The following is a 23,901-nucleotide window of genomic DNA, read 5'->3' as shown; positions in this document are numbered from 1 at the left end:
GGACCCGGGAGCGGAGGTGGCCGCGTCATCCAGTAACACCGCTCCACGCTCTCTGGATCCCGGATCAAGTCCGGGATGACGAAAGCTGGATTTGTTTGAAATATATCGAGTATTCGTCATTCCGGGCGAGCAAGGCGAGACCCGGAATCCAGAGTGGACAGGGTGAGAACATCACAGGGCTGCAACCCCGCCCCGGGTTTCAGCGGCCGAGATGGCCGAGGAAGGGCGCCAGCAGGGCGATGCCGACCGCGAGTTCGAAGGCGGTGCCGAACACGTTGTAGCCGGTGCGTGTGCCCTTCGAGGCGTCGGCCACGAGCGAGACGATGCGTCCGAGGCCCATGCCGATCCAGTAGCAGGCTGCGGCAAAGCTGGCCCCGATCACCGATCCTTCGCCCGCCTGACCGCTCATGGCCAGGGTCAGCAGAACCGCACCGTGCAGCAGGAAGAGCGCCCCGCCATAGCTGGCGCGAAACTCCGCCCAGCCGCCGGGGCGTTCGGTTTCGGGGGTCAGGCGAACGACGCCGGCGCCCCAACGGGGCCGGATCAGGCTGAGCAAGCCCATTGCCCCGCCAAGAAGCGCGGCAAGTGCGGCGATAGACCAGGTGATGGGCCAGTCGGCCATGAGATCATCCTTCCTCGCGGGGCATTCACCTTATACGCACTGTCTGCAAGGCTGGATCAAACCCGGCTGAACTCGCCTGCTTGTCCGTGAGCTGTCAGCGCTCTTCGATCTCGCCCCCTCCGCCCTCTTCGAGGGGCACCTCCCCCGTAAACGGGGGAGGACATCGCAGAGGGTATTGAGTAATCGCCGAAGCGAGACGCTGGTGTGCTCCCCTGCTTGCGGGGGAGCTGTCAGCGAAGCTGACTGAGGGGGCGGGCGCCCCTCGATCTCGCCCCCTCCGCCCCCTTCGAGGGCACCTCCCCCGTAAAGCAGGGGAGGACACCAGAGAGGCCGCTCAGGCCATCAGCCCTCGTTCAACCAGCGTTTGGCTTCAAGGCGGGCGATGGTGCGCTCGTGCACCTCGTCCGGCCCGTCGGCCAGGCGCAGCGTGCGGATGCCGGCATAGGAGTAGGCCAGCGGGAAGTCGGCACTGACGCCGCCGCCGCCATGGGCCTGGATCGCATCGTCGATCACGCGCAACGCCATGTTCGGCGCGGCCACCTTGATCATGGCGATCTCGCCGCGGGCATGCTTGTTGCCCACCGTGTCCATCATCCAGGCCGCCTTCAGGGTCAGAAGACGCGACTGCTCGATGTCGATGCGGGCGCTCGCGATACGCTGGTCCCAGACCGAGTGCTTGATGACCGGCTTGCCGAAGGCTTCCCGGCTCATCAGGCGCTTGACCATCAGCTCCAGCGCGCGTTCGGCCGCGCCGATCGTACGCATGCAGTGGTGGATCCGGCCCGGCCCGAGGCGGCCTTGCGCGATCTCGAAGCCGCGCCCCTCGCCCAGCAGGATGTTGGCAGCCGGCACGCGGACATTGTCCAGCTTGACCTCCATGTGGCCGTGCGGGGCGTCGTCATAGCCAAAGACCGGCAGGTGACGTTCGATGGTCACGCCCTTGGCGTCGGCGGGGACCAGGATCATGGATTGCTGGCTGTGCGTCGGCGCATCGGGATCGGATTTACCCATCACGATGTAGATCTTGCAGCGCGGATCGCCCGCGCCCGAGCTCCACCATTTGCGGCCGTTGACGATATATTCGTCGCCGTCGCGCGTGATCGAGCATTCGATATTGGTGGCATCCGACGAGGCCACGGCCGGCTCGGTCATCAGAAAGGCGGAGCGGATCTTGCCTTCCAGCAGCGGCGTCATCCACTCGTCCTGCTGCGCCTTGGTGCCGTAGCGGGCCAGCACTTCCATATTGCCGGTGTCCGGCGCGGAGCAGTTGAAAACTTCCGACGCCCAGGGCACCCGGCCCATCTCTTCGGCAAGCGGCGCATAGTCGGCATTGGACAGGCCCGCGCCCTTCTCCGACTCAGGCAGGAAGAGGTTCCACAGACCGTCCTTCTTCGCCTGTTCCTTGAGCTCCTCGATGATCGGGATGACCTGCCAGCGGTCGGTGCCGAACCCGGCCAGCTGCTCGGAATAGGTCTTCTCGTTCGGATAGACATAGGCGTCCATGAAGGCCCGAAGGCGCTTCAGATAATCCTTGCAGGTATCGGAATACTCAAAATTCATTGAAACGATCTCCTCCCGTGTGGCTTTTGCCGTACCGCAACACGCGGCGTTTTCGAGTTTGGCCTATCATGGCACGGGAGAAAGCTGATTCCACCTGCCATATGACCGCATTTCTGATTCTCGTAAGTGTATTAGCGACCGCAGCATTGTCGGCCGTGTTCGGCATGGCCGGCGGGCTGATCCTGATGGGCGTGCTGGCCGCCCTGCTGCCGGTGGCGAGCGCCATGTTCGTGCACGGCATCCTGCAGGGCGTGTCCAACGGGTGGCGCGCCTTTCTGCTGCGCGACTATCTGCTCTGGCGCACGATCGTCTGGTACGCGGCCGGCGCGATCGCCGCGGCTCTGGTGCTGGCGGGTGTGTCGGTCGTCCTGTCCCGCCCGCTGCTGTTCATCGTGCTGGGACTGGTGCCCCTGCTGGTCTGGCTGCCCCGGCGTCATCTGCACCTCGATTTCACGTGCCCGGTCCATGCGGTCCTGTGCGGGTTTCTGGTCACCGGCCTCAACGTGATCGCCGGGGTCGCGGGGCCGCTGCTGGACGTCTTCGCGCAGAATGTCGACGCCGACCGGCGGGCCGTCGTCGCCACCAAGGCCGCGACGCAACTGGCCGCCCATCTGGTCAAGATCGTCTACTATCTGCCGCTGGTTCTTGATCAGGGCCTGGGGCTTCCGGTCTGGGTCCTTGCGGCCGCCATCCCGCTCTCGGTCGCGGGGACGATGGCCGGCGCGAGGGTGCTGGACGTGATGAGCGATACGCACTTCCGGCGCTGGACGAAGCGTCTGGTGACCGCTATCGGCGCGGTTTACGTGATACGCGGACTGATATTGCTGGCAGGGTAAGCGATGGACTTGAGCGAGCAGAAACTGCTGGAGAACGACTTCGTCCGGCTGGAGCCGTTGCGCGACCGCCACCGGGGAGCGTTGCGTCCGCTCGCCGACGAGGCCGAGCTCTGGGCGCTGACCAGCGTGCGCGCGGACGGCGTTCATTTCGATCCCTGGTTCTACACCATGCACGCAGAGACCCGGCTGGACCGGCAGATCTCCTATGCCGTGTTCGACAAGCTGTCCGGGCGCTATGGCGGGCATAGCGCCTTCCTGTCCATCGTGCCCGAACACCAGCGCGTCGAGATTGGCTGGACCTGGTACGGCGCGGAGTTTCGCGGCACCCACGTCAACCCCGCCGCCAAGCGCCTGATGCTGGAGCGCGCCTTCGAAGCGGGTGCCGAGCGCGTCGAGCTGAAGACGCACGGGCGCAACGAACGCAGTCAGCGCGCGATGGAGAAACTCGGCGCGGTGCGCGAAGGTGTCCTGCGCTCGCAGATGAAAACCTGGACCGGAGAGCGGCGCGACACGGTGTATTATTCGGTTCTCAAAGAGGAATGGCCGGATGTCAGGGCCGGGCTCGACCGGCGCCTGACGGCCATGAAGCCCTGATGCGTATCGCCATCGACGACCCCACCCGTCCCGAGGCCGCCGCCGTGATCGAGGCCCATGGCCGCTACACGTCCGATGTGTCTCCGGCCAATACCTGCCACTATCTCGATGCCTCCGGCCTCACCCATCCCGACATCACCTTCTGGACGGCGCAGGAGGACGGTGCGGTGCTGGGCTGCATCGCGCTCAAGATGCTCAGCCCGGACCGCGCGGAGATCAAGTCGATGCATGTGCTGGCCGCCCATCGCGGCAAGGGCATCGCACGCAAGCTCATCGAGGCGCTGATCGAGGAGGCGCGCGGGCGCGGGGTCAGCTGGCTCGGTCTGGAGACCGGCCGGTCGGAGGGGTTTGCCGCGTCGCGCGCGCTTTATGCCAAGCTGGGATTTGACCCGTGCGAGCCTTTCGGCGCTTACTGCGGCAAGTCGTTCAGCTATTGCATGTCGCGCGCGCTCTGACCCGCGGCACAGTTTCCGGGGGGATCCATAGTGACCGCACGCATTTTTCACGCACGCCCGTGCATGGGCGCAATCCTGGCCGGTCTCGCCCTGGCCTCACCGGTGGCGGCCGCCCAGGAGGCTGAAAGCGTCTACACGCGCATCGAGAACTGCCCCAGCTATCAATACCCCGACGAGCCGGTCTGGGAAACCGCCTGCGCCGGCCATGACACGTATTCGCTCTATCTCATGAGCAGCGAGCACAGCTCGGCGATTGCCTATGCGTTCGATGGCGGGCCGCGCTCGGACTTCATGCGGGTGCCGGCCAATGCGCCCTATTCCAATTTCCATGACGTGGTGGAATGGCGCCTGCATGCGGGCACGGCCGTCGCGACCATCCACAGGTCCATCGCCTTCACCCCCGGCGGCCTGGAGGGGAGCGAGGCCGAGCAGCAGGAGACGCTGGTGGTGACCGCGCTGGCGCCCGGCAGCGACGCCGTGGCCTGCCAGATCGCCTTCCTGGATGCCAGCGCGATGAGCGAAGCCAACGAAGCCGCGCGGCTGGTGGCCGACACCTTCGCCCCGTCCTGGAGCTGTGACGGCGCGGACCCGATGCGCTTCGATGCGCTCGACCAGGTCTACATGTCGGTCGAAGCCTTCGACGGCCAGTCGCGGGACGATTAACCCGCAGGCGCGCCTTGATCCGGCCTCCCCCATCCCTGACATTGGAAAGGGCCGGTCAATCAGAACAAGGGACGAGCCAGCATGGCGGTAATCGAGATACGCGACAGGGGCGGCTGTTTCGGCGGAGGATGCGTCGGCATCGTGGCACTGGCTGGCTGGATCACCGCCGTCGTGCGCGACGCGATGATGGTCAAGTGGCTGTGGCTGATCTTCGATCTCCTGCTGCCGCCGCTCGGCGCCCTGCGTGGCTTCCTCATGTGGCTCGGCTGGGCCTAGCGTTACTTCGGGCGCAGGCCCCGGCTCGGCCTTCGGCTGGGTGTCAGGGATTGGGATTGGGTTTGGCGCGGCGCGCGCGGAAGAAGGCCCGGAGCAGGTGCGCACTGTCCTCTGCCAGCACGCCGCCCGACACGTCGGGGCGCCAATGGCAGGTGGGCTGGTCAAAGAAGCGCGGGCCGTGATCGACCGCGCCGCCTTTCTTGTCGCTGGCGCCATAGACGAGCCGGCCGATGCGGGCATGACTGATCGCACCGGCACACATGGCGCATGGCTCAAGCGTCACGTAGAGTTCGAGCCCTGTCAGGCGGTAATTGCCGAGCGCCAGGCCGGCCCGGCGCAGGGCGACGATCTCGGCATGGGCCGTCGGGTCGTGACCGGCAATCGGCGCATTACCCCCCTCGGCCACGACCTGCCCGCTGGCAGGATCGACGATCAAAGCGCCGATCGGCGCCTCGCCCGCTTCGCCTGCCGCTTGCGCCAGCTGCAGCGCCCGGCGCATATATCTCTCATCGCGTTCGGTCATGATCCGAGCGCTTAGCCGCGAACCGGAAATACCTCAAGCATGACCGATCAAGACGATGGCGCCAAAGCCACCGGCGAACGCATTGCCAAATATCTCGCTCACGCCGGGATCGCCTCGAGACGCGAGGCAGAAAAGCTGATCGAGGCGGGCCGCATCGCGGTCAACGGCAAGGTGCTGACCACCCCGGCCTTCAAGGTCACCGCCGCCGACGACATCACGCTGGACGGCGAACCGGTCGGGGCGAAACCGGAGACACGGCTCTGGCGTCACCACAAGCCGGAAGGCCGGTTGACCACGCACAAGGATCCGGAAGGGCGCGAGACGGTCTTCGAACACCTGCCCAAATCGATGGGCCGGGTGATCTCGATCGGGCGTCTCGATCTGAACTCGGAAGGCCTCCTGCTGCTCACCAACGATGGCGAGCTGGCGCGGATACTGGAGCTGCCCGCAACGGCCTGGAGCCGCCGCTACCGGGTGCGGGCCTATGGCGATGTGAAGGACAGCCAGCTTGAGAAGCTCAAAGACGGCATCACCGTCGAGGGCGTCACCTATGGTCCGATCGAGGCCAGCGTGGACCGGCGCACGGGCGCGAATATCTGGCTCACGGTGGGCCTGCGCGAGGGCAAGAACCGCGAGGTGCGCAAGGTGCTCAACGCGCTGGGCCTGCAGGTCAACCGGCTGATGCGCGTGGCCTACGGACCGTTCCAGCTCGGCGCGCTGGCAAAGGGCGAGACCGAGGAGGTCAAACTCTCGGTTCTGCGCGACCAGCTGGGCAAGCTCTACCCGCTGGACACGGACGGCTATCCGGCCGGCTCCGGCCACGTCACCGGACCGGTCAAGACCGGGACCGCCAAGGCCAAACCGCGCCCGCAGCGCCCGGGTGGTGGAAGCGGGCCCGGCCGCAAACCGGGTGGAAAGCGCCCGGGTGCGCCGGAGCGCGGCCCGGACTCATCCTCTGGAAAACCGGCAGGAGGCAAGGCGAATGCGAATCGTCGCCGGCGCCCATAAGGGACGCCAGATCGCCGCGCCGAAGGGGCGGACTACGCGGCCGACCTCCGACCGGGCCCGTGAGGCGATCTTCAACAAGCTGGCTCACGCCCCCTGGTCAGCCGGCCTGGAGGGACGCCGTGTCATCGACCTGTTTGCAGGGTCCGGCGCGCTCGGCTTCGAGGCGATGAGCCGAGGCGCGGAGTTCTGCCTCTTCGTGGAAACCGACGCCGCAGCCCGCGGCGCCATCCGGGAAAATGCCGAAGCGCTGTCCATGTTCGGCAATACGCGCATCCACCGGCGCGATGCGACCTCGCTGGGCACGAAGCCGGCGGGCGTCGGGCCGGTCTTCGACCTGGTCTTCCTCGATCCGCCCTATGGCAAGGGACTGGGCGAAGCGGCGCTGATCGAGCTGACAGCCGGGCGCTGGGTCGGGCCGGACGCGCTGGCGGTTTTCGAGGTCGGTGAGAAGGAAGATCCCCAGGTCGAAGGCTGGGACCGGCTGGACGAAGGCGAGTACGGCGCCGCGCGAGTGATCTTTCTCAGGCCCAGCGCAGTCGTGGCCTGAGGCGCGTCCGGCGCGGCTTGCTGATCTCTAGACCAGGGCGGCGGGGCCGCCATCCGCACCGGATTCGCTGGCAGTGCCAGCACGCGTCTGGCGTCTGAGCACCAGGAGCGCACCGGACATCAGGACCAGAACCAGAACGCTGGCAATGACACCCTGCAGAAGAGCCGATCGCATCCGAGCCCGTGTGGCAGCCTCGAACAGCTCGGTCTCCTCGCGCAAGCGCAGGCTGCGCAGCATCGATAGGTCGTTGTGGCGCGCTCTCATCGACTCCGACCAGGCAATCATCTCGGAGCGCTCCAGGACTGCACCTTCTTCACCGGATCCCCAGACGGCGTCGCGCATGGCGGTGAGCGAGGCCGTGCCCGTTCGATGAAAGGCGAGATTGAGCGCGCTCGCCGCCGCCGCATCCGTGTTCGCGTGATACTGCGTGCGCTGAACCTGTTGCGTCTCGATCGCCCGTTCGAATTCCGCGCGCAGCGGCTCGGGTAGCCAGCCTTGAGCAAATGCGACCTGACCCAGCGCGTTTTCCAGACCGATGCGATCATCCAGCGTGGCGAGCGCAACAAACGCTTCACCGAACGTGGTCTCGCCAAGCCGGTCGTGGATCAGAACGCCCATCTCGGCAATCATGGAATCGATCACAGCGGTATAGCGTGTGGCGACAGCCTCGGGAGACGCGGTTCCGCGGCGCACATCCTCGCGAAGCGGCCCGAGCGCAAGCACGGCCGGACGCGTCCTGTTGAGACTTTCCCGGCCGACGTCGCTCAGCGAGCGCCGCCACTCTTCATCGGCAACCGCAGTGCTGAGAACCGACATGATCGAGTTGGTCGATTCGACCCGGCTCTCGTATTCATCCGGCGCGCTGTCCTTCAGCGCGGTAAGGTAGATCGCTTCGGTACGCTCGCGGCCCAGATCGTCGAGCATCACGTTCGCATAGGCGAAGTGTTCCAGTGATTTGTCCGCCTGCGCGACCCGGGCGTCGAGGGATGACACGCGCTGTGCCGTGACCGCGACGGCCACCAGCACCAGAAACAGGCCGATCGCCAGGATCAGCTTGTGCGGCAAGTCACTGTCTGACGAGGCTGCCATATATATCCCCCAACCCGTGCAGCGAATGGTTGAAGGCATTCAACAGAAATCTTGTTAAACGAGCATGAAGCTTTCCGATTATCGCTGCGATTCACGGCCCTTGACTGCTATCTGCGCCCGAAGAGCCGTTCGATATCGGCCAGTTTCAACTCTACGTAGGTGGGCCGTCCGTGATTGCATTGTCCGGAATGGGGCGTCGCTTCCATCTCGCGCAGCAGCGCATTCATCTCCTCGCCCGACAGGCGGCGTCCCGCGCGCACAGAGCCATGGCAGGCCATCGTGCCGACGACCTCTTCCAGCTTCTCCTTCAGCGAGAGGGCTTCGTCGTATTCGGCCAGCTCGTCGGCCAGATCGCGGATCAGGCCCTGCACGTCGAGACGCTTGAGCAAGGCGGGCGTTTCGCGCACGGCAATGGCGCCCGCCCCGAAAGGTTCGATCACCAGGCCCAGCTCGGCCAGCTCCTCAGCCCGGTCCAGCACGCGGCGCGCCTCGGTCTCGTCCAGTTCGACGATCTCGGGAACCAGAAGCGACTGGCGTGCCACGCCGCTCGCGCGCAACTGGGCTTTCATGCGCTCATAAACCAGCCGCTCATGCGCGGCGTGCTGATCGACGATGACGATCCCGTCCGCGGTCTGGGCCACGACATAGGTCGCGTGAAGCTGCGCGCGCGCCACGCCGAGCGGCCAGTCGGCTCCCGGCTGGCCGGTCTCGCCACCGAACTCTTCACCCGGTGTGGCGGACGGGCCGGCAGGCTCGGCGAGATAATCGGGTTCGACCCGCGCCGAGACGCCGAATCCGGAGGCCTGGTCCTCACGAACCGGGTAGGCCACATCGCCTGCGCCATCCGGCTGCAGGCTGCGCTCGTATCCCGGCGAGACGGACGCTCCCGCCCAGCTGCGCGACCCGCTCCACAGTCCGGCGGATGGAGAAGATTGCGGCTGCACCTTGCCCAGCGCATAGCCGGCCACCGTGGTTGAGGCGCGATGGCCCGCCCCGGCCAGCGCATGGCGCAGAGCGCCGACGATCAGACCGCGCACCAGGCCGGCATCGCGAAACCGCACCTCTGCCTTGGCCGGATGGACATTGACGTCCACTTCGTCGGTGGGCAGGTCGACATAAAGCGCCACGACCGGGTGCCGGTCGCGCGCCAGAAAATCCTGGTAGGCGCCGCGCACGGCCCCGACCAGCAGCTTGTCGCGCACCGGGCGGCCATTGACGAACAGGAACTGGAACTGGTTCGAGCCGCGATTATAGGTGGGCAGGCTCGCCCACCCCGATACGCTCACGCCCTCGCGTTCCTGATCGATGGCCAGCGCGTTCTCGCCGAAATCCCGGCCCAGCAGGCCCGACAGGCGGGCGCGGCGCGCCGCCGCCGGATCGGACGCGGTCTCGGCCGGAAGCGAGAGCCTCGAGCGTCCGTCCGAGTTCAGGAAGAAGCCGATATCGGCCCGCGACAGGGCAAGGCGCTTGAGAATGTCGTTGATCGCCGTCGTCTCGGCGCGCTCCGATTTGAGAAATTTCAGCCGCGCCGGCGTGGCGTAGAACAGATCGCGCACCTCCACCCGTGTTCCGCGCCGTCCCAGCGGCGGGGCCGGACGCGGCTCTCCTGTCCGGCCGCCCTCCACGCTCAGCGACCACGCCTCGCCGATTTCCGCGCTCTGGGTGCAGATCTCCATCCGGGCGACCGAACCGATCGAGGGCAGCGCTTCGCCGCGAAATCCCATCGTCTCGATATTCAGCAGATCGTCGCCCGCCTCCGACACCGGTAGCTTGGACGTGGCATGACGCTCTACCGCGAGTGCCAGCATGTCGGCATCCATGCCCGACCCGTCATCTTCCACGATCAGCCGGGTCAGTCCCCCGCTTTCCACGCTGACATCGATGCGGCGCGCGCCGGCATCAATCGCGTTCTCGACCAGCTCCTTGATGGCGGACGCAGGGCGTTCCACCACCTCGCCGGCGGCAATGCGATTGATGGTTTCCGGACTGAGGCGGCGAATGGCGGGCATGGCGCAAGCGTCGCGGGCGCGCCTGAGTCGGTCAAGATGCCCGCTCACCGTAAAACCGGAATAGAAAACCCCGGCCGCAGCCGGCCGGGGTTCAAAAAGCTCAGCGCCGTGAGGCCTCGCCTAGAGACCGGGCAGCTTGCTGCGCACCGTTTCGGGCCGGCCGATGACCACATCGCCGCCACCGGTCGCGCTCAGGATGCGCTCCTGCTCGGCCTGCGGATCGATGGGTTCGGGCCGCGCCTGGTTGCCCACGACCTGCCCGTCTCCGTCGCGCCAGAACAGGATCCGGTCGGCAAAGCTGGTTTCCTTGCGGACCACCTGCGCGGTCTCGCCATCGATCAGCGCACGCACATTCGGGTTCGCGTTACCCGCACCGGCGCGGGCGGCCAGCAGGATTTCCGCGTCCGACGCGTTGGTGGCATCCATGTCGCCGAACAGGGCGCGGCGCGCCTGCTGGTCGGTATAAATGTCTTCGGGACGCAGGCCGCCCGGCTCCGGCGGACGCAGATTATACTCGGGCGGAACCGAGAGCGGCGCGATCGTGACCACGCGGAACTCGTCCGGGGTCGCCTTTTCCGCACCAAGCGCCTGACGCACGCCGGAGGAACAGGCGCTGGTCGCCAGAAGGGCTGCAACAGCAGTCAGGATGAGGCGTGTGCGCATGAAATCGGGCTCGCTCATGGGTCAATGTCAAAACGATAGGGACTGTTTAACAGAGCCGGGCCCTCGAAGACCAGCCTTCACGACATTCTGCCGCGCTTTTCAGAGCGGGCGCGATTGTGGCCGTCCGTTATCGAGCAGCAGGTCCAGCACGATAAGCGCGACCCCGATCGAGATGCCGGCGTCGGCCACGTTGAAGACATAGGGAAAATACAGGCCGGAAAAGTCCAGGAAATCGGCCACGGCCCCATAGACGAGCCGGTCGATCACATTGCCGATCGCCCCGCCGATGACCAGGCCGAAAGCGACCGCCTGAAGCCAGCGCTCGGCCTTGGTCAGCCACGCCGTCAGCACACCGGCGATCAGCAGCGAGAACCCGGCGAGCAGAAGGCGCTGCCACAGGCTGTCGGCAGCCAGCAGGCCGAAGCTGACCCCGCGATTCCACACCATGGTCAGATTGAACACCGGATCGAGCACGCGGATCTGACTGCCCGGCCCTCCGGCATCCAGGTCGACGACGCGCAGAATGATGTGCTTGGTGAACTGGTCGAGCGCCAGCACCAGGCCGGCGACGAAAAACCCGGCTGCGGCCAGGCGCGCACGGCCCCGGCGGCGTCCAAACATCTTGCTCATGGCCATCCCTTCTTCAAAAACACAATCCCGCGCCAGCGGTCTAGCCGTTCAATATCTGCCGAGCCGTTTCGCAATCCGCGCCGATCTGCGCCTTCAGCGCATCGAGCCCGTCAAAGCGCTTCTCCGCGCGGATGAACGCTTCCAGCGCGACTTCGAGCTCGAGCCCGTAGAGATCGCCCTCGAAGTCGAAGATATTGACCTCCAGGCGCTCGTCCGTGCCCCCCACCGTCGGGCGTTTACCCGCATTGGCGACACCGGCGCGCCATTGCGTCTCGCCGGGCAATCGCGCGCGCACGGCATAGACGCCGGGCAGCGGACGCACGTAATCCTCGAAGGCGATATTGGCCGTGGGAAAGCCCAGCACACGGCCGCGCTGATCGCCGCGGCGGACCACACCCTCCACGATGAAGGGCCGGTCCATCAGCAAGCGGGCGCGCGTCACGTCGCCGGCCTGGATGGCCTCGCGCACGGCGGTCGAGGAAATCTTCTCGCCGCCATCGTCGATCTCGTCTGCCGTGCGTGCCGTGAAGCCGTAGCGCTCGCCAAGCTCGCCCAGCATCGCCGCATCGCCGGCACGGTCATGGCCGAACCGGAAATCAGCCCCGGTGACCACGCCCTTCAGGCCGAGGCCCTCGGCCAGAACGTCGCGTGCGAACATGTCCGGAGTCATGGCCGCCAGCTCCGGTCCGAACGGAATGTGATGAACACGTACCGCGCCGTGCTTGCCCAGCGCACGCACACGCTGGCCGTCGCTCATCAGGCGGAAAGGGTCGGTATCCGGCTTGAAATAGCGCCGCGGATGGGGCTTGAAGACTGCGGCCACCACCTCGCAGCCGAGCGACCGGGCCAGGTCCGCGGCCGTCTCGAGCACCGAGAGGTGCCCGCGGTGCACACCGTCGAAATTGCCCAGCGCCGCGACACCGCCCTTGTCGGAGGACGCAAGCGCGCGATAGCCCTCAACGGCGCGGGTCATGGCAGACGTCGTGTGCAGAGGGGAGCGGCGGTCACGCTTACGCGTCCGCGTCGCTGGACTTGCGGCGCTTGCGCACCATGACTTCGGCATCGGCCTCCATCACGACTTCGCCATTGACCCTGCATTCGCAAACCATCTTCACAAGACGCGAGCGGATATCGATCCCGGCCACCGTGGCGCGGGTATAGACCGTGTCGCCAGGGCGGACCGGCTTCTGGAATCGGATCTTCATGCTCTGGAAGATCGCGCCCGGTCCGGGCAATTCATTGCCCAGCACGCACGAAACGAAGGACGCCACCAGCGCACCATGGGCGATCCGGCCACGGAACGGAGTCTTCGCGGCGAAGGCCTCGTCCATGTGCAACGGATTGAAGTCGCCAGACACTTCGGCGAATTTTGCAATGAGGTTATCGTCGACCTGCCGCTCGATCTCGGCGGACTGGCCTACCTCCAGCTCATTGATTCCGAAGCCCTGATTCTCGCTCATTCGCCTGCCTTTCTTCACGTGCAGCGTGTTTAACCGAATTTTGACCGCACTTGTCTAGCTTTCACACCCAGAGAACGGGCAACGCCGGATCGGCCACGGCTCGGGACCTTGGTGAAACAGGACGGAGGTTGGGGTATGGCTGTCGAAATGTCGATGCCGATCCTGGTAGTTGATGACTACAAGACGATGATCCGGATCATCCGGAATCTTCTGAAACAGATCGGGTTTGAGAACGTGGACGAGGCTGCCGACGGCACCGAGGCGTTCGAGAAAATGAAGAAGCAGAAATATGGTCTGGTCATCTCTGACTGGAACATGGAGCCGATGACCGGTTACGAGCTTCTCCAGCGCGTGCGCAGTGACGATTCCACGAAGAACACGCCGTTCATCATGGTGACCGCAGAATCCAAGACGGAGAACGTGGTCGCTGCGAAGAAGGCCGGTGTGAACAACTACATCGTGAAACCGTTCAATGCCGGCACGTTGAAGGCCAAGATGGCCGCCGTACTGGGTGACTTCTAAAGCCCAGCGATCCCTCGACGGACCGCAATTCATAAGGAGGGTCTCATGCCCGCCGCAGAAGTCGCCGCGCGAGTGCGCGAGTCGCTGCAGTCGATAAAGGCCAGTGACTTCAAGGACGCCCAGGTCATGGATGTCCTGGAACTGGCCCAGCAGCTCACCAGCACGATGCAGCTATTCTTCGGATCGCTCGACCGATCGATCCATCAGGAATTCAGCTATATCGCCACCTACATCTCCCGCACCCGCGAGGAGATCTCCAAGCTGCGCCCGAACGACATCAAGGAACAACGTATTCCTGTCGCCGGGGCCGAGCTGGAAGCGGTGGTCACCGATACCGAAAAGGCGACCGAAACCATCATGAGCGAGGCTGAAACCATCCTCGGTCTGGATGCCGAGGCCGATCCGGCCGCCTACAAGGAGCGCGTCGACGCCGCGATGATGACCATCATCGAGGCCTGCTCCTTCCAGGATCTCGCCGGTCAGCGGGTCTCGAAGGTCGTCACCTCGCTCAAGCACGTCGAAAAGCGCGTTACCCGCTTTGCCCAGTCGATGGGCGTGCACGACGCCGACGCGGACGAGGATGAAAAGACCGAGGCCGAGCGCAAGCGCGAGCTTCACCTGAACGGTCCGGCCATTGGCGGCCCGGAGAAGAAGCAGAACGAAGTCGATAACATCATGGATCTCGGCCAGGACGATATCGACGCGCTGTTCGACTAGGCTCGTTACGTCCTCACAGCGCGATCAGACCCGATAAGCCCCGCGAAGATTGACGCTTCGCGGGGTTTTTTGACGGCCGGAAGAATTTGCACACACCCCCTCTTTTCAAGGGGTGAAAGACGCGCCAATTCTATATCAGTGCGGCACGCCTCGGGTCCGGGACGTGAGGGCGCGCGTGTTCATTTTCTGGACGTTACACACATGATCGACCCGATCGCCGCCGGAACTTCCCCGGCGGCCGCCCCGGCGCCTTCCCCTTCGCGCCTCGGCCTTCACGCCATCGCCTGCGCCGTCTTCGGTGCCGGCTTCGTGGCCATCACCCTGGAATCGGTTGCCGCGGCCCTGATCTGGTCGCTGGCCTCCATGGCCCGCCTGCCCGCCGCCACGCTCTTCAGCCTGGAGGCGGTCTGCCTCGTGGTCACCCTGGCTGGCGGCTTCTCGCTCGCGCGCCATGCGCTCGGCCTGGCGGCTGCACGCGCCCGGGGCGCGCTGGTCTAGCGGTTCGCTTCGCGCAGACCTGGCTACCAGACCAGCGCCGCTGCACTGTAGCGCGCGGCGACCTGGTCCTCGGCCAGGACGCTATCGGCTGCGGCCGGATCGAACGCACCTGAAAATCGCTCGCCGAGTATCCCTCCGGCGATGAAGAAGGCGTCGATGCCTTCCTGCTGCGCGCCGGAGATATCGGTTTGCGGCCCGTCGCCGATCGCCAGAAGCCGGGTCTTGTCGACCGGCTGGCCGCCATTCAGCTCGGCCAGGCGCTGATAGGCGAGATCGTAGATAGGCGGGTGAGGCTTGCCGGCAAAATGGGTTTCCCCGCCCATGGCCTCATAGGCCTCGGCAAGCGCGCCGGCGCAGGGCAGAAGGCGGTCGCCCACCTGAACCACAATGTCCGGGTTGGCGCACACCATGGGCAGGCGGCGAAGCTGCGCCTCGCGCAACAGATCGGTGTAATCGTCCACCGTCTCGGTTTCGTAGTCGAACAGGCCGGTACACGAGATGAAGGCGGCCTCCTCCAGAGGTGCAAATTCCAGGCCCGTGCCCTCATACAGCGCATCGTCCCAGTCGGGACCCAGCTTGAAGGCGGGGCCGGGAGCGCGTGCGGCCAGCAGGGCGTGGGTCGCATCCCCGCTCGTCACCGCATCGTCGAACGGGCGCGGACGCTGCGGCCCGAAGCCGCCCATTTCATCCAGAAAATTCAAAAGCGAGCCCGACCGGCGCGGGGAATTGGAGACCAGCACCACCTGTCCGCCTGCCGCCTTGAACCGGGCCAGGGCCTCCAGGGCCGGATCGACCAGGCTGCGTCCGTCCCGGATTACACCCCAGACATCGCAGAGAATGGCGTCGTAATCGGCCGCGATATCGCTCAGGCGGACAGCGTCGCTCATGGACAGGGACTTTCTCTTGGCTTGGGCCGGCCGGCCTCCATAAGCGCCAGCCTGCCCGGTTTGACGTGGACTTCAAGCAGCCAACCGCGCACCGTCCATCAAGGTTGCAGTTGCCGAAATACTGGAGCCAGGCCGCACTGACGACCGGATGAGGCCATGCGCTCGTCCTTGGTTGCCGCTTTCGGAGCGGCCAGGGGCTGTCTGCTGTCTTCTTTGCGCCAGTTAAAATTTTTTTGGCGGCGACGATTTTTCTGGGAACCTGAAGCCGGGGGTTGTACGTTTCTCTGGTGTCACACCGGCGCCGTCCCCCCAATCTGGCGCACCCCCCAACGGCGTGGCACGCGGTGTTCCCCTGCGCCGCACCGATACGGACTGGGCCCGGCCGGGCCCGCAAAGACGCACCCGCCTCCCCTCCCCGGGCGCCGCGCGCGTCAGTTCAAACAGGCCCGGCCGGCCGCCCGCTCTTTCCAGACCGACTCGACCTTTCCGGACGGACATCGGCCCCGTGAAATCTTTCACCGGGTGGCGTCCTCACACTTACATTGCTGCCTGCACGACTCATCGCTCACACCCGGGCGCGCCTCACAGACGTGATAGTCGTGGTAGTAGGAGGCGGTTGCGGCGCTCCTAGGTGAGAAAATTCTCACCCGGGGCAATTTTCCGGACCGGATCAGAGTCCGTTCTTGGATTCGCGCCAGCGCTCCATGGACTGGGAAATGGCGAAGGTTTCCCGGTATTTGGGGCTGTCCGAGGGGCGCGGAGGCCGGGCACTGGTCAGCGCCATGATCTCGGCGAGCTTGTTGTGCGCCGCGCCCGACTGACCTGCGCCGATATAGGCGTGCAGTTCGACCAGGGAATCGCTGAGCGGATCGTGGGCGCGAATGACGAAATAGGGCTCGTCCCCGGCGAGGTCGGGCAGGCAGTCATACTTGGAGGGATTGGCTTTCGACCCGAGCGGCGGGCCGGAATGGGACTGGTCGCCGGACATGGGCGTCTCCTCTTCTTGGCAGGGCGAATCATCAAAGGACCGGAGGGCACTCTAGCCAGTTGCCCCCGGACTTGTCCCGGCGTCGATGTGCGTCGTCCTGACACGCAAGGCCCCCGAGGTGAAGCGCCGAAACGCTCGTGCCTGCTGAATGGCGGAACCGCGTCGTGCCGCCGGCCTGAAGACCGGCCTTGCCCGGGAGGAGGAAATCCCGTTTTGTTCCACTCATGTCCCCGTTCGCGCTCTTCCCCGCCCGCCCCGCCAGACCGGCTCATCCCTCCCGCGAGGACGAGCTTGCCATGAGCGCCTCGCAGGCCGGAAGGATCAGCGTGAACGGCGTGGAACTCGTCGCCGACCTCTCCGGCGTGGCGTTCGAGCCGGAGAGCGCCAGCCTGCTGGTAGCCGATCTGCATTTTGAGAAGGGCTCCGCGCTCGCCTCGAAGGGCGTGTTCCTGCCGCCCTATGACACACGGGCCACGCTGTCCCGGCTCGCGGCCGCCATCGCCCGCTACCGGCCCCGCCAGGTGATCGCGCTGGGCGACAGCTTCCATGACAGCCAGGCCGGCCAACGCATCCACGCCTCGGACGCGGAGGTGCTGACGGCCCTGGTCGCCAGCGTCGACGCGTGGGTCTGGATCGAGGGCAATCACGATCCGGCCCCGCCGCCGCGCTTCGGCGGGCAGGTCACGAGGCAGATGACACTCGGGGCTCTCACCCTGCGCCATGACCCGTTGCCGGGCGAGCGGCCGGGCGAGGTCGCGGGCCATCTCCATCCGTGTGCCAAGGTGCGCGGCCGTGCCGGATCAGTGCGCGCGCGCTGCTTTCTCAGCGACGGGTCGCGGCTCATCCTGCCGGCCTTCGGCGCCTATACGGGCGGGCTGAACCTGCGCGATGCAGCTTACGCGCCGTGCTTCACGACACCGCCCGACGCCTGGGTGCTGGGCCGAAGCAAGGTGGTGCGCGTATCCGCCCGCCGCTGCCTGCCAGACTAGCCGGGCCGATCGGCCGACGCGGTTCGGATCGGCATGCCCGGGCTGGCCTCGCGCGTGTTGAAATTGCGGATCACTCTGTAAGTGATCTGGAGATTGTCCGCCTCGATGACCTCGATCAGCGCACCGCGATAGCCGATCTCGCGCGACGCGGTCAGATCGTAGCGGGCGGCATTGGCGAACGCGGGCCGGGCGATGTCGCCGTCAAACTCGCGATAGGCCATGTGGATGTCGGATCCGCTGCGCCCGGAATAGATCAGCGTCTGCTGGAAGGCTCGTTCATGGGCGATTGCCCGGCTGGTATAGCTGAACTGCGGATACTGGCAGGCCGACACGTTCAAGATCGTGACGACACACAGCTGACCGTCTTGCGAAGCGCGGATGGAGGCGGCCGGGTCGACGATGAAATTCTTCGTGAGCGCCCCGATTGCAGCCGCGCCGTCGCCTGGCTCATCGCCAAACCGGTGGAAGGTGCGCCCTTCCTCATCGCTACCGGTTTGCGGGTAGAAGCCGCCATGCAGCGTATAGCCGGAAATGCTGACACGCCCCGGCAAGTCGATGCCCGCAAGCTGGACGATATTGCCCTGGGCCAGCATGGGCTCGCCGACAGCCACCGTCACCCTCTCGCCCAGCGGGGGATGGCTGAACGCCTCCTGCGCCGGCCGGTAATCGTAGTGCGGCGTCGTGCAGGCCGTAGCGAGCAGGCCAACGCAGGCCCAAGCGGCACGCAGGCTCATCGAATATCCCCCGGTAGCAACCGAGGACATTATTCACCTGTCACGAGAAATACTGCAAGAAGACTCGACCTAGAAAGCGAACCCGGTCCGGATCCACGCCGCCGCGAACAGGCTGAGCACCGCGCCCACGGTGAGGATAAGGCGCAGGGGATCATACCATCCCGGGAAGGTGGCACCGCGGATCGCGCTTCGGTCCCAGAGATACTGAACCAGAAAGCCCGCCATCAGGAGAACCCACCCAGCCAGCTCTCCATTGAACGGCAGGTTCGGACCGTTCCAGACCTGGATGATCACGGCCAGCCAGCCGGAAAGCGACAATGCAATGGCAAGGATGAGGATACCGGGACGCGGGTCGTCGCCGTGCAGGACCAGCTCTCCGCCCCAACGGGACCCGGCCAGGAAGGACAGGATGACCGCCGCGTAGACCGGCAACCCGACGGCCGCCTGCAGGGCGAGCGGTCCGCCGAGCGCCAGAGCGATGGCGCCGCCCACGAACGGGATAAGTCCACCAAACCCGAGAATGATGGCGGAGGCGGGAGCGTCTTTGAGCGTGGACATGATGAGCGTCCCCTGTCTAGCGGCGTCGGAAAATCTCGGCTGCGCCCCATCCGCTGACGACGGCCAGGATGACAGCCACCAGACCATAGGCGAGCGGGGAGTTATGAGCCATCTCGTAGATGAGACGTTCGATGCCGGCCTTCTCAACCCGCAGCGCCACACGGCGCGAGGCAATCGGCTCTCCGTCGCGGAACAGGTAGACATCGGCCTGGTATATCCCGACAGGCGTTCGCGGCGGGAGGCGGACTTCGGCAGAGAACAAGCCTCCCTCGATCAGCTCCACCCCGTCTGACGCTTCGTAGTATAGCCCGTCGCGGTTCTTGATGCGCACCAGGGCCTCGCGATAGTCGACGATCTCGGCTCCCAGCGTCGATACGCGCACATCACTGACACCGAAGCGGGTTTCCAGGCTCTCGGTTTCCGGCGCGGACAGATAGACGTGACCGGTGCCGAGCGAGTTGCGCCGCAGGGCAGAGAAGCTCGCGAACTCAGAAAGCGGCGCCGTCGCGGCGACCGCGTAATATCCAGGCACGCTCTCGAACCGGATCGGTGCCCGGTTAATCCATATGCCCAGCGTGCGCACTTTCTGCATCACGCGAACGTCGCGCGCGGGCCCGCGTACGGCGATGGCGATGTCGTCGCCTTCCTCAAAGCCGCGCACGGCGCCATAGAGCGTGATCTCGGCGCCAGCGAAGTTCGATCGGATCTGCACCGTTTCCTCGGTCAGGGCCGCCAGGATATCGGCCGGGGGCGGATCTCCCTCAGGCGGCGCGCCGTGCGCTGCAAATGTGGCCCACGCCGCCAGCACCACAGCCGCAAACAGATGACGCAGATACCGGGTCATGTGGCCTGCCCCCCGGCTTCAATGATCTCGTAGAATTCGTTCGGGGTCGCGACCAGGCCCCACGCCAGGGCCAGGCACACGGCCAGAACGATGATGGCCAGCGCGGCGCGCAATTCCTCTGCCTTGACCTTCGCGCCCGCACGCGCGCCGAGCTGCGCGCCTACGACTCCGCCGACGATCAGCAGAAAGGCCAGCACGATGTCCACGGTCTGGTTCTGTGCCGCCTGCAGGAAGGTCGTCAGGGCGGTGACGAAGAGAATCTGGAACAGCGACGTTCCCACCACGACATTGGTCGGCATGCGCAGCATGTAGATCATTGCCGGGACCATCACGAAGCCTCCGCCCACGCCCATGACGGCAACCAGTATGCCGACCAGGAGACCGATCACGATCGGCGGGATGACGCTCATATACAGCCCCGAGACCGGAAAGCGGGTCTTGAGCGGCAGGGTATCGATCCAGTTGCGCTTGCGCCGGCCGCGGCGGGGCATCTGGCCGCCGCGCGCCAGCTTGCGGCGGACGCGGATCGCATTGACGCTCTCGATGAACATCAGCGCACCGATCGAGCCCAGAAACCCGACATAGGAGAGCGAAATCACCAGGTCGATCTGACCCAGCCGCTGCAGCAGAGAGAAGAGGAAGACGCCTGAGGTCGAGCCGATCACACCGCCCACCAGGAGCACCAGCCCCATCTTCACGTCCAGCGTCTTTCGCCGGAAATGAGCCAGTGCACCGGAGACCGAACTCGCCACGATCTGGTTGGCCTGGGTGGAGACCGCAACCGGTGGAGGAACGCCGATCAGGATGAGTGCCGGCGTCATGAGGAAGCCGCCCCCCACGCCGAACATCCCCGACAGGAAGCCCACCCCGATTCCAAGACCGAGCAGCAGGAAGAGGTTCACCGAGATTTCCGCGATCGGCAGGTAGATCTGCATCGCGCCGCCGCCCTACCGGGGCGCTGATTGTTCGAGGCGGGCGAGCAGGGCGGCATCCACCCGGCCAGTGGGGTCAAGCCCCTGATCGCTCTGATAGGCGACAATAGCCTCACGGGTTTGCGGTCCGAAATCCCCATCGGCCGGACCCGCATCATATCCAAGATCGCCAAGCAGGTCCTGAGCGCGGGCAATCAGGGTGAGGTCCTGGCCAGCCAGAGCATCGCGATCGCCAAAGCGTCCCTGAGCCGCGGGGTCGGCGCTTCGCGGCGTAAAGGCGTTGGCCACCTCTTCAGCGGCGTTGCGCTGCTCCACGCTGAGTTCCCGGCGCAAATCGGCGGCGCGCGTTGCGGCCGCCTCGTCCCCGTTGTCGGCTGCGATCAGGAACCAGGCATACGCGTCCGCCGGGCTTTCGGGAACGCCGTAGCCAGACTGAAACAGAAGGGCCAGATTGAATTGGCTGTCACGCAACCCGTGCAGAGCGCCCTGCTCGAACCAGCGAGCTGCCTGCTCCTGATTCTCCATGGTCGTATCCGCATTGATGAACATGGCCCCGGCCGCATGCATCGCGCGCACATTGCCGTTCTGCGCGGCGCGAACCATCCAGAGCCGGGCCGCTTCTGCGTTGGCGTCCACGCCCTCGGCGCGCTGAAGCATCTGGGCATAGCGATACTGGGCCGCGGCAAGGCCCTGCTCGGCAGCTCGCCGCATCAGGGCCGCCGCATCTTCCATGGCGCCGGCTTCGAGGCGCTCGAGCCCGAGCTGATAGCGCGCCACCGGATCGCCGGCATTCGCCAGCTCTTCCAGGCTCGGCGGAGTGGCCTCCATTGACACCGGTTGCACCCGCGCGTCGGGTTGCGGACGGCTGGACTGCGGCTCCTGCACCGGTTCGACTCCGGCGGTTTCGACGGGCTCGGGCTCCGGCAAGCGCTCGGCATCTGCCGGTGGTGTGGCGTCATCGGTGGCCGCTTCCCCGGCGCGGCTCGTCCCCGCCGGCTCGGCCGGGCTTTCGATACGCACGGGTTCCGGCGGCCGGCTTTCGGCTTCGGCGGAAAACAGCGAATTCAGCGCATCCGACGAAGCCGGACTTGTCGAGCGCGCCACACGTTCGCCAGACAGCGTATCGAGGATCAGCAGTCCTGCCGCGGCGCCAATGATGAGGAAGCTCAGAACGCTCGCCCCGATCAGGACCCAGCGCCCCCGACCACCTTCTTCACGGTCGGACGCTTCGCCGGGCGCATAACGCGGCAGCTCGGGTGCCTTCGCACGGCTGGTCCGCGCAGTATTGCGCATCGACGCCAGGAAGTCGGCATCCGCTGTCGCGCCCAGTACGGCCGGTTTCCTGGGACGCGCGTCCCGCGCCATTTCTTCCGGCTCCGCGTCGCGCTTGCGCCCCGGTGCAGGCTCTGCGTCCACGACGAAGCCGTCGTTTTCCAGATCGATGTCGAACGGGTCTTGCTCCCGGCGGTCTTCCGCCACACCGGGCGGCAGAGGCAACGGAGCCTTGCGGCGCTCGGCAGGAGCCTCCGGTTCGGGCGCAGCCATCGTGTCTGGCTGTTCAGCCGGCTCCGCGGCCTCGGTGCTGGCGACGGGGCCGCCGGCCGGTGCACCGCTTTCGATCCGTTCCAGACGGTCTGCCAGGGCCGACATCGCCCGCTGAACGGGGGTCAGCGCGTCAGCCTGTTCGCTGCGCGCCATGTCGAGGCGGTCATGCAGCTTGCCCATCGCCTCGTCGATACGCTGCGCTGTGCGCGTCTCGGAGGCATCGATGCGGGCCTGCAATTCCTCTTCGCGTTCAGGCGGCCGCGTCTGCATTTTCTCGACCACCTGGGCCATGCGCTCGCCAGCGGCCTGAACGGCGCGGGCGGAGCGATGTTCGGCTTGCTGGACCCGGTCGGCCAGTGAATTGCCAAGCTTGGCGACTTCCTCGCCCATCTTGCGAACCGCATTCGCGTTCTCTTCGCGCACCTGATTGAGCTGGGCTTCGATCACGGCCTGGCTCTCGCTCGTACGGCGGCCGCGCTCGGCATCGACCAGGCGGCTTTCCAGGCGACGGTCTGTCTCGTCCAGGCGCTTTTCCATCGCGCGGGCGAGCTTGCCGATCTGGTCGCCGATCCGCGCGAGCTGGTCTGATTGGCGCTGTTCGGCTTGGGAGATACGTGTTTCCGCGTCGCGCAGCGCATCCCGCATCTCCTGGGAATTGCCGCCGCGCGCCACTGTGTCGATCTGCCGGGCAAAATCGGCGCGCGTATCGCGAATGACATTGGCCAGTTCGCCAGCCAGCGAATCGAAGCGGCGCTGAAACACGTCCTGGCTCACGGTGTCTGAGGCGCGTCCCTCCAGGGACTTCAACCGGCTTTCCAGCTGCTCATGCGAGCGACCGAGCATTTCGGCGGCCCGGTGGGTAGCGCCTTCGGCGGCGGTGAGCCGCTGCTGCAGGGTGCGCGTCGCATCGTGAAGCGCGCTGACTTCCTCACCACTGCGCCGCAAACGGTCCTCGACCATGTCACGCAGGGCGGAGTCTTCACCGGACAGCTTGCGTTCCGCATCGTCGACGCGCTGAGCCAGCGACTTGATCGTTTTCTCCGATCCGTCGCGGCGGCGTTCTTCCTTGAGCGCCAGCGTATCGAGTTCGGACCGGATCTCGTTTTCGGTCTCGTAAAGCCGGCTTGCCAGCTTGCCGAGCGCATGCTCCACGGCGCGCACCGCTTCCTGACCCGATGCGCCGGGGCCGGCCTTTTCAAGCTTGCGGATGCGCTCCAGGAGTTCGTCCTGAGCCGCCCTCGCACGAGACAAGGCCTGCTCGACCTCGCCGCCATCCTCCTCATGCTCGTCTTCGAGCGCTTCGAGGCGGCGCGACAGGCCGAGAACGGCCTGGTCTACTCCGGAGAGGGCCAGCGTGGACCGGCGTTCGGATGCCTCGACCCGGGTGGCCAGCCGTTGAACGATTTCCGCCAGTTCGGTGTCTTCGTCGCCACCATCGCCGCCGCCGAAGCCGGGAAAGGCAGAGAGCTGGTCGTCCCATCCGTTCGAGCCTGACGGTTCGTCATCCAGGATGACGCGATTGAGCCATTCGCCCAGAGTCATACCGTCCCGGCGCGCCGCCGACTTGGCGATGGCGCGGGCGCGAGGGTCGATACCCTTAACGCTCCAGGGATTGCCGGACGGTGGCATGGCTGCGAATCGACTCCTGCTCCTTACGCCAGCGTAGCGAAGCCGTAAATATTGTGTAAACGCTCTAAACGGATACTAGATGTGGATATCCACACGCATCCGCCGGTTCACGGCTCACTGTGA

27 protein-coding genes are annotated in these 23,901 nt (G+C 65.9%); 11 read left to right on the top strand and 16 right to left on the bottom strand.

The window, feature by feature from the left end:
• Positions 1-199: 199 nt before the first annotated feature.
• Complete coding sequence (locus tag PGP17_RS09665) at positions 200-622, bottom strand: hypothetical protein (protein ID WP_270375177.1); 423 nt, start codon at positions 620-622, stop codon at positions 200-202.
• 342 nt (positions 623-964) lie between these two features.
• Positions 965-2,182, bottom strand: coding sequence for an acyl-CoA dehydrogenase family protein (locus PGP17_RS09660; RefSeq protein ID WP_135944262.1), 1,218 nt, complete (start codon positions 2,180-2,182; stop codon positions 965-967).
• Between the two features lie 101 nt (positions 2,183-2,283).
• On the opposite strand from PGP17_RS09660, the gene PGP17_RS09655 reads away from it, so the two are divergent.
• From PGP17_RS09655 to PGP17_RS09635, 5 genes are all read left to right on the top strand, one after another.
• Positions 2,284-3,018, top strand: a complete 735-nt coding sequence (locus PGP17_RS09655) for a TSUP family transporter (protein WP_270375176.1) — start codon at positions 2,284-2,286, stop codon at positions 3,016-3,018.
• Between the two features lie 9 nt (positions 3,019-3,027).
• Entirely contained in the window at positions 3,028-3,612 is a 585-nt protein-coding gene (locus PGP17_RS09650; RefSeq protein WP_442915145.1) for a GNAT family N-acetyltransferase, read from the top strand.
• Positions 3,612-4,067: a GNAT family N-acetyltransferase gene (locus PGP17_RS09645; protein WP_270375174.1), complete on the top strand. Its 456-nt coding sequence runs from the start codon at positions 3,612-3,614 to the stop codon at positions 4,065-4,067. The genes PGP17_RS09650 and PGP17_RS09645 overlap by 1 nt, the downstream gene beginning before the upstream one ends.
• Before the next feature lie 30 nt (positions 4,068-4,097).
• On the top strand, positions 4,098-4,730 hold the full coding sequence (locus PGP17_RS09640; protein ID WP_270375173.1) for a hypothetical protein: 633 nt from the start codon (positions 4,098-4,100) through the stop codon (positions 4,728-4,730).
• Positions 4,731-4,811: 81 nt separating this feature from the next.
• Positions 4,812-5,006, top strand: a complete 195-nt coding sequence (locus tag PGP17_RS09635; RefSeq protein ID WP_135944271.1) for a hypothetical protein — start codon at positions 4,812-4,814, stop codon at positions 5,004-5,006.
• A 43-nt stretch (positions 5,007-5,049) separates the two neighbouring features.
• Here PGP17_RS09635 and tadA read toward each other — a convergent pair whose 3' ends face one another.
• Positions 5,050-5,529, bottom strand: coding sequence for a tRNA adenosine(34) deaminase TadA (gene tadA / locus PGP17_RS09630; protein ID WP_270375172.1), 480 nt, complete (start codon positions 5,527-5,529; stop codon positions 5,050-5,052).
• A 39-nt stretch (positions 5,530-5,568) separates the two neighbouring features.
• Between tadA and PGP17_RS09625 the strand changes: the two genes are divergently transcribed.
• Entirely contained in the window at positions 5,569-6,537 is a 969-nt protein-coding gene (locus tag PGP17_RS09625; RefSeq protein ID WP_270375171.1) for a pseudouridine synthase, read from the top strand.
• Entirely contained in the window at positions 6,512-7,084 is a 573-nt protein-coding gene (gene rsmD, locus PGP17_RS09620) for a 16S rRNA (guanine(966)-N(2))-methyltransferase RsmD (RefSeq protein ID WP_270375170.1), read from the top strand. Before PGP17_RS09625 ends, rsmD begins: the two co-directional genes overlap by 26 nt.
• A gap of 27 nt (positions 7,085-7,111) precedes the next feature.
• On the opposite strand, the gene PGP17_RS09615 is transcribed toward rsmD, so the two are convergent.
• The 6 genes from PGP17_RS09615 to PGP17_RS09590 form a co-directional block, all read right to left on the bottom strand.
• A complete protein-coding gene (locus PGP17_RS09615; protein WP_270375169.1) occupies positions 7,112-8,173 on the bottom strand; it encodes a nitrate- and nitrite sensing domain-containing protein in 1,062 nt (353 codons plus the stop codon).
• Positions 8,174-8,280: 107 nt separating this feature from the next.
• Positions 8,281-10,182, bottom strand: coding sequence for a DNA mismatch repair endonuclease MutL (mutL, locus tag PGP17_RS09610; protein WP_270375168.1), 1,902 nt, complete (start codon positions 10,180-10,182; stop codon positions 8,281-8,283).
• Positions 10,183-10,302: 120 nt separating this feature from the next.
• Positions 10,303-10,863: a DUF3035 domain-containing protein gene (locus tag PGP17_RS09605; RefSeq protein ID WP_233342054.1), complete on the bottom strand. Its 561-nt coding sequence runs from the start codon at positions 10,861-10,863 to the stop codon at positions 10,303-10,305.
• 81 nt (positions 10,864-10,944) lie between these two features.
• A complete protein-coding gene (lspA, locus tag PGP17_RS09600) occupies positions 10,945-11,475 on the bottom strand; it encodes a signal peptidase II (RefSeq protein WP_270375167.1) in 531 nt (176 codons plus the stop codon).
• Between the two features lie 40 nt (positions 11,476-11,515).
• Positions 11,516-12,448, bottom strand: coding sequence for a bifunctional riboflavin kinase/FAD synthetase (locus PGP17_RS09595; RefSeq protein ID WP_270375166.1), 933 nt, complete (start codon positions 12,446-12,448; stop codon positions 11,516-11,518).
• 37 nt (positions 12,449-12,485) lie between these two features.
• Complete coding sequence (locus tag PGP17_RS09590) at positions 12,486-12,935, bottom strand: MaoC family dehydratase (protein ID WP_135944283.1); 450 nt, start codon at positions 12,933-12,935, stop codon at positions 12,486-12,488.
• 135 nt (positions 12,936-13,070) lie between these two features.
• On the opposite strand from PGP17_RS09590, the gene PGP17_RS09585 reads away from it, so the two are divergent.
• From PGP17_RS09585 to PGP17_RS09575, 3 genes are all read left to right on the top strand, one after another.
• Complete coding sequence (locus PGP17_RS09585; protein WP_135944285.1) at positions 13,071-13,457, top strand: response regulator; 387 nt, start codon at positions 13,071-13,073, stop codon at positions 13,455-13,457.
• A gap of 45 nt (positions 13,458-13,502) precedes the next feature.
• The gene (locus PGP17_RS09580; RefSeq protein ID WP_270375165.1) at positions 13,503-14,174 is read left to right on the top strand and encodes a protein phosphatase CheZ; all 672 of its coding nucleotides are present in this window, start codon (positions 13,503-13,505) and stop codon (positions 14,172-14,174) included.
• A 201-nt stretch (positions 14,175-14,375) separates the two neighbouring features.
• Entirely contained in the window at positions 14,376-14,672 is a 297-nt protein-coding gene (locus tag PGP17_RS09575) for a hypothetical protein (RefSeq protein ID WP_270375164.1), read from the top strand.
• Between the two features lie 23 nt (positions 14,673-14,695).
• On the opposite strand, the gene PGP17_RS09570 is transcribed toward PGP17_RS09575, so the two are convergent.
• Both PGP17_RS09570 and PGP17_RS09565 read right to left on the bottom strand, forming a co-directional pair.
• Positions 14,696-15,559, bottom strand: a complete 864-nt coding sequence (locus tag PGP17_RS09570; protein ID WP_270375163.1) for a TIGR01459 family HAD-type hydrolase — start codon at positions 15,557-15,559, stop codon at positions 14,696-14,698.
• 670 nt (positions 15,560-16,229) lie between these two features.
• Positions 16,230-16,547 carry an aspartate decarboxylase gene (locus tag PGP17_RS09565; protein WP_270375162.1) on the bottom strand — a complete coding sequence of 106 codons (318 nt, stop codon included), beginning with the start codon at positions 16,545-16,547 and terminating at the stop codon, positions 16,230-16,232.
• Between the two features lie 296 nt (positions 16,548-16,843).
• Here PGP17_RS09565 and pdeM point away from each other — a divergent pair, with 296 nt between their 5' ends.
• Positions 16,844-17,536: a ligase-associated DNA damage response endonuclease PdeM gene (gene pdeM / locus PGP17_RS09560; RefSeq protein WP_270375161.1), complete on the top strand. Its 693-nt coding sequence runs from the start codon at positions 16,844-16,846 to the stop codon at positions 17,534-17,536.
• On the opposite strand, the gene PGP17_RS09555 is transcribed toward pdeM, so the two are convergent.
• The 5 genes from PGP17_RS09555 to PGP17_RS09535 form a co-directional block, all read right to left on the bottom strand.
• A complete protein-coding gene (locus PGP17_RS09555; RefSeq protein ID WP_270375160.1) occupies positions 17,533-18,270 on the bottom strand; it encodes a hypothetical protein in 738 nt (245 codons plus the stop codon). The two genes, pdeM and PGP17_RS09555, sit on opposite strands and share 4 nt — an antisense overlap.
• A gap of 69 nt (positions 18,271-18,339) precedes the next feature.
• Positions 18,340-18,828, bottom strand: a complete 489-nt coding sequence (locus tag PGP17_RS09550; protein WP_158291225.1) for a DUF3429 domain-containing protein — start codon at positions 18,826-18,828, stop codon at positions 18,340-18,342.
• Between the two features lie 16 nt (positions 18,829-18,844).
• Complete coding sequence (locus PGP17_RS09545) at positions 18,845-19,672, bottom strand: TIGR02186 family protein (protein WP_270375159.1); 828 nt, start codon at positions 19,670-19,672, stop codon at positions 18,845-18,847.
• Positions 19,669-20,607: a sulfite exporter TauE/SafE family protein gene (locus tag PGP17_RS09540; protein WP_135944300.1), complete on the bottom strand. Its 939-nt coding sequence runs from the start codon at positions 20,605-20,607 to the stop codon at positions 19,669-19,671. Before PGP17_RS09540 ends, PGP17_RS09545 begins: the two co-directional genes overlap by 4 nt.
• Positions 20,608-20,619: 12 nt before the next feature.
• Positions 20,620-23,778, bottom strand: coding sequence for a peptidoglycan-binding protein (locus PGP17_RS09535; RefSeq protein WP_270375158.1), 3,159 nt, complete (start codon positions 23,776-23,778; stop codon positions 20,620-20,622).
• Between the last annotated feature and the right edge of the window lie 123 nt (positions 23,779-23,901).

The sequence above is a fragment of the Marinicauda sp. Alg238-R41 genome (assembly GCF_947331485.1).
GTDB lineage: Bacteria > Pseudomonadota > Alphaproteobacteria > Caulobacterales > Maricaulaceae > Marinicauda > Marinicauda pacifica.
This window is presented reverse-complemented; position numbering and strand designations above follow the sequence as displayed.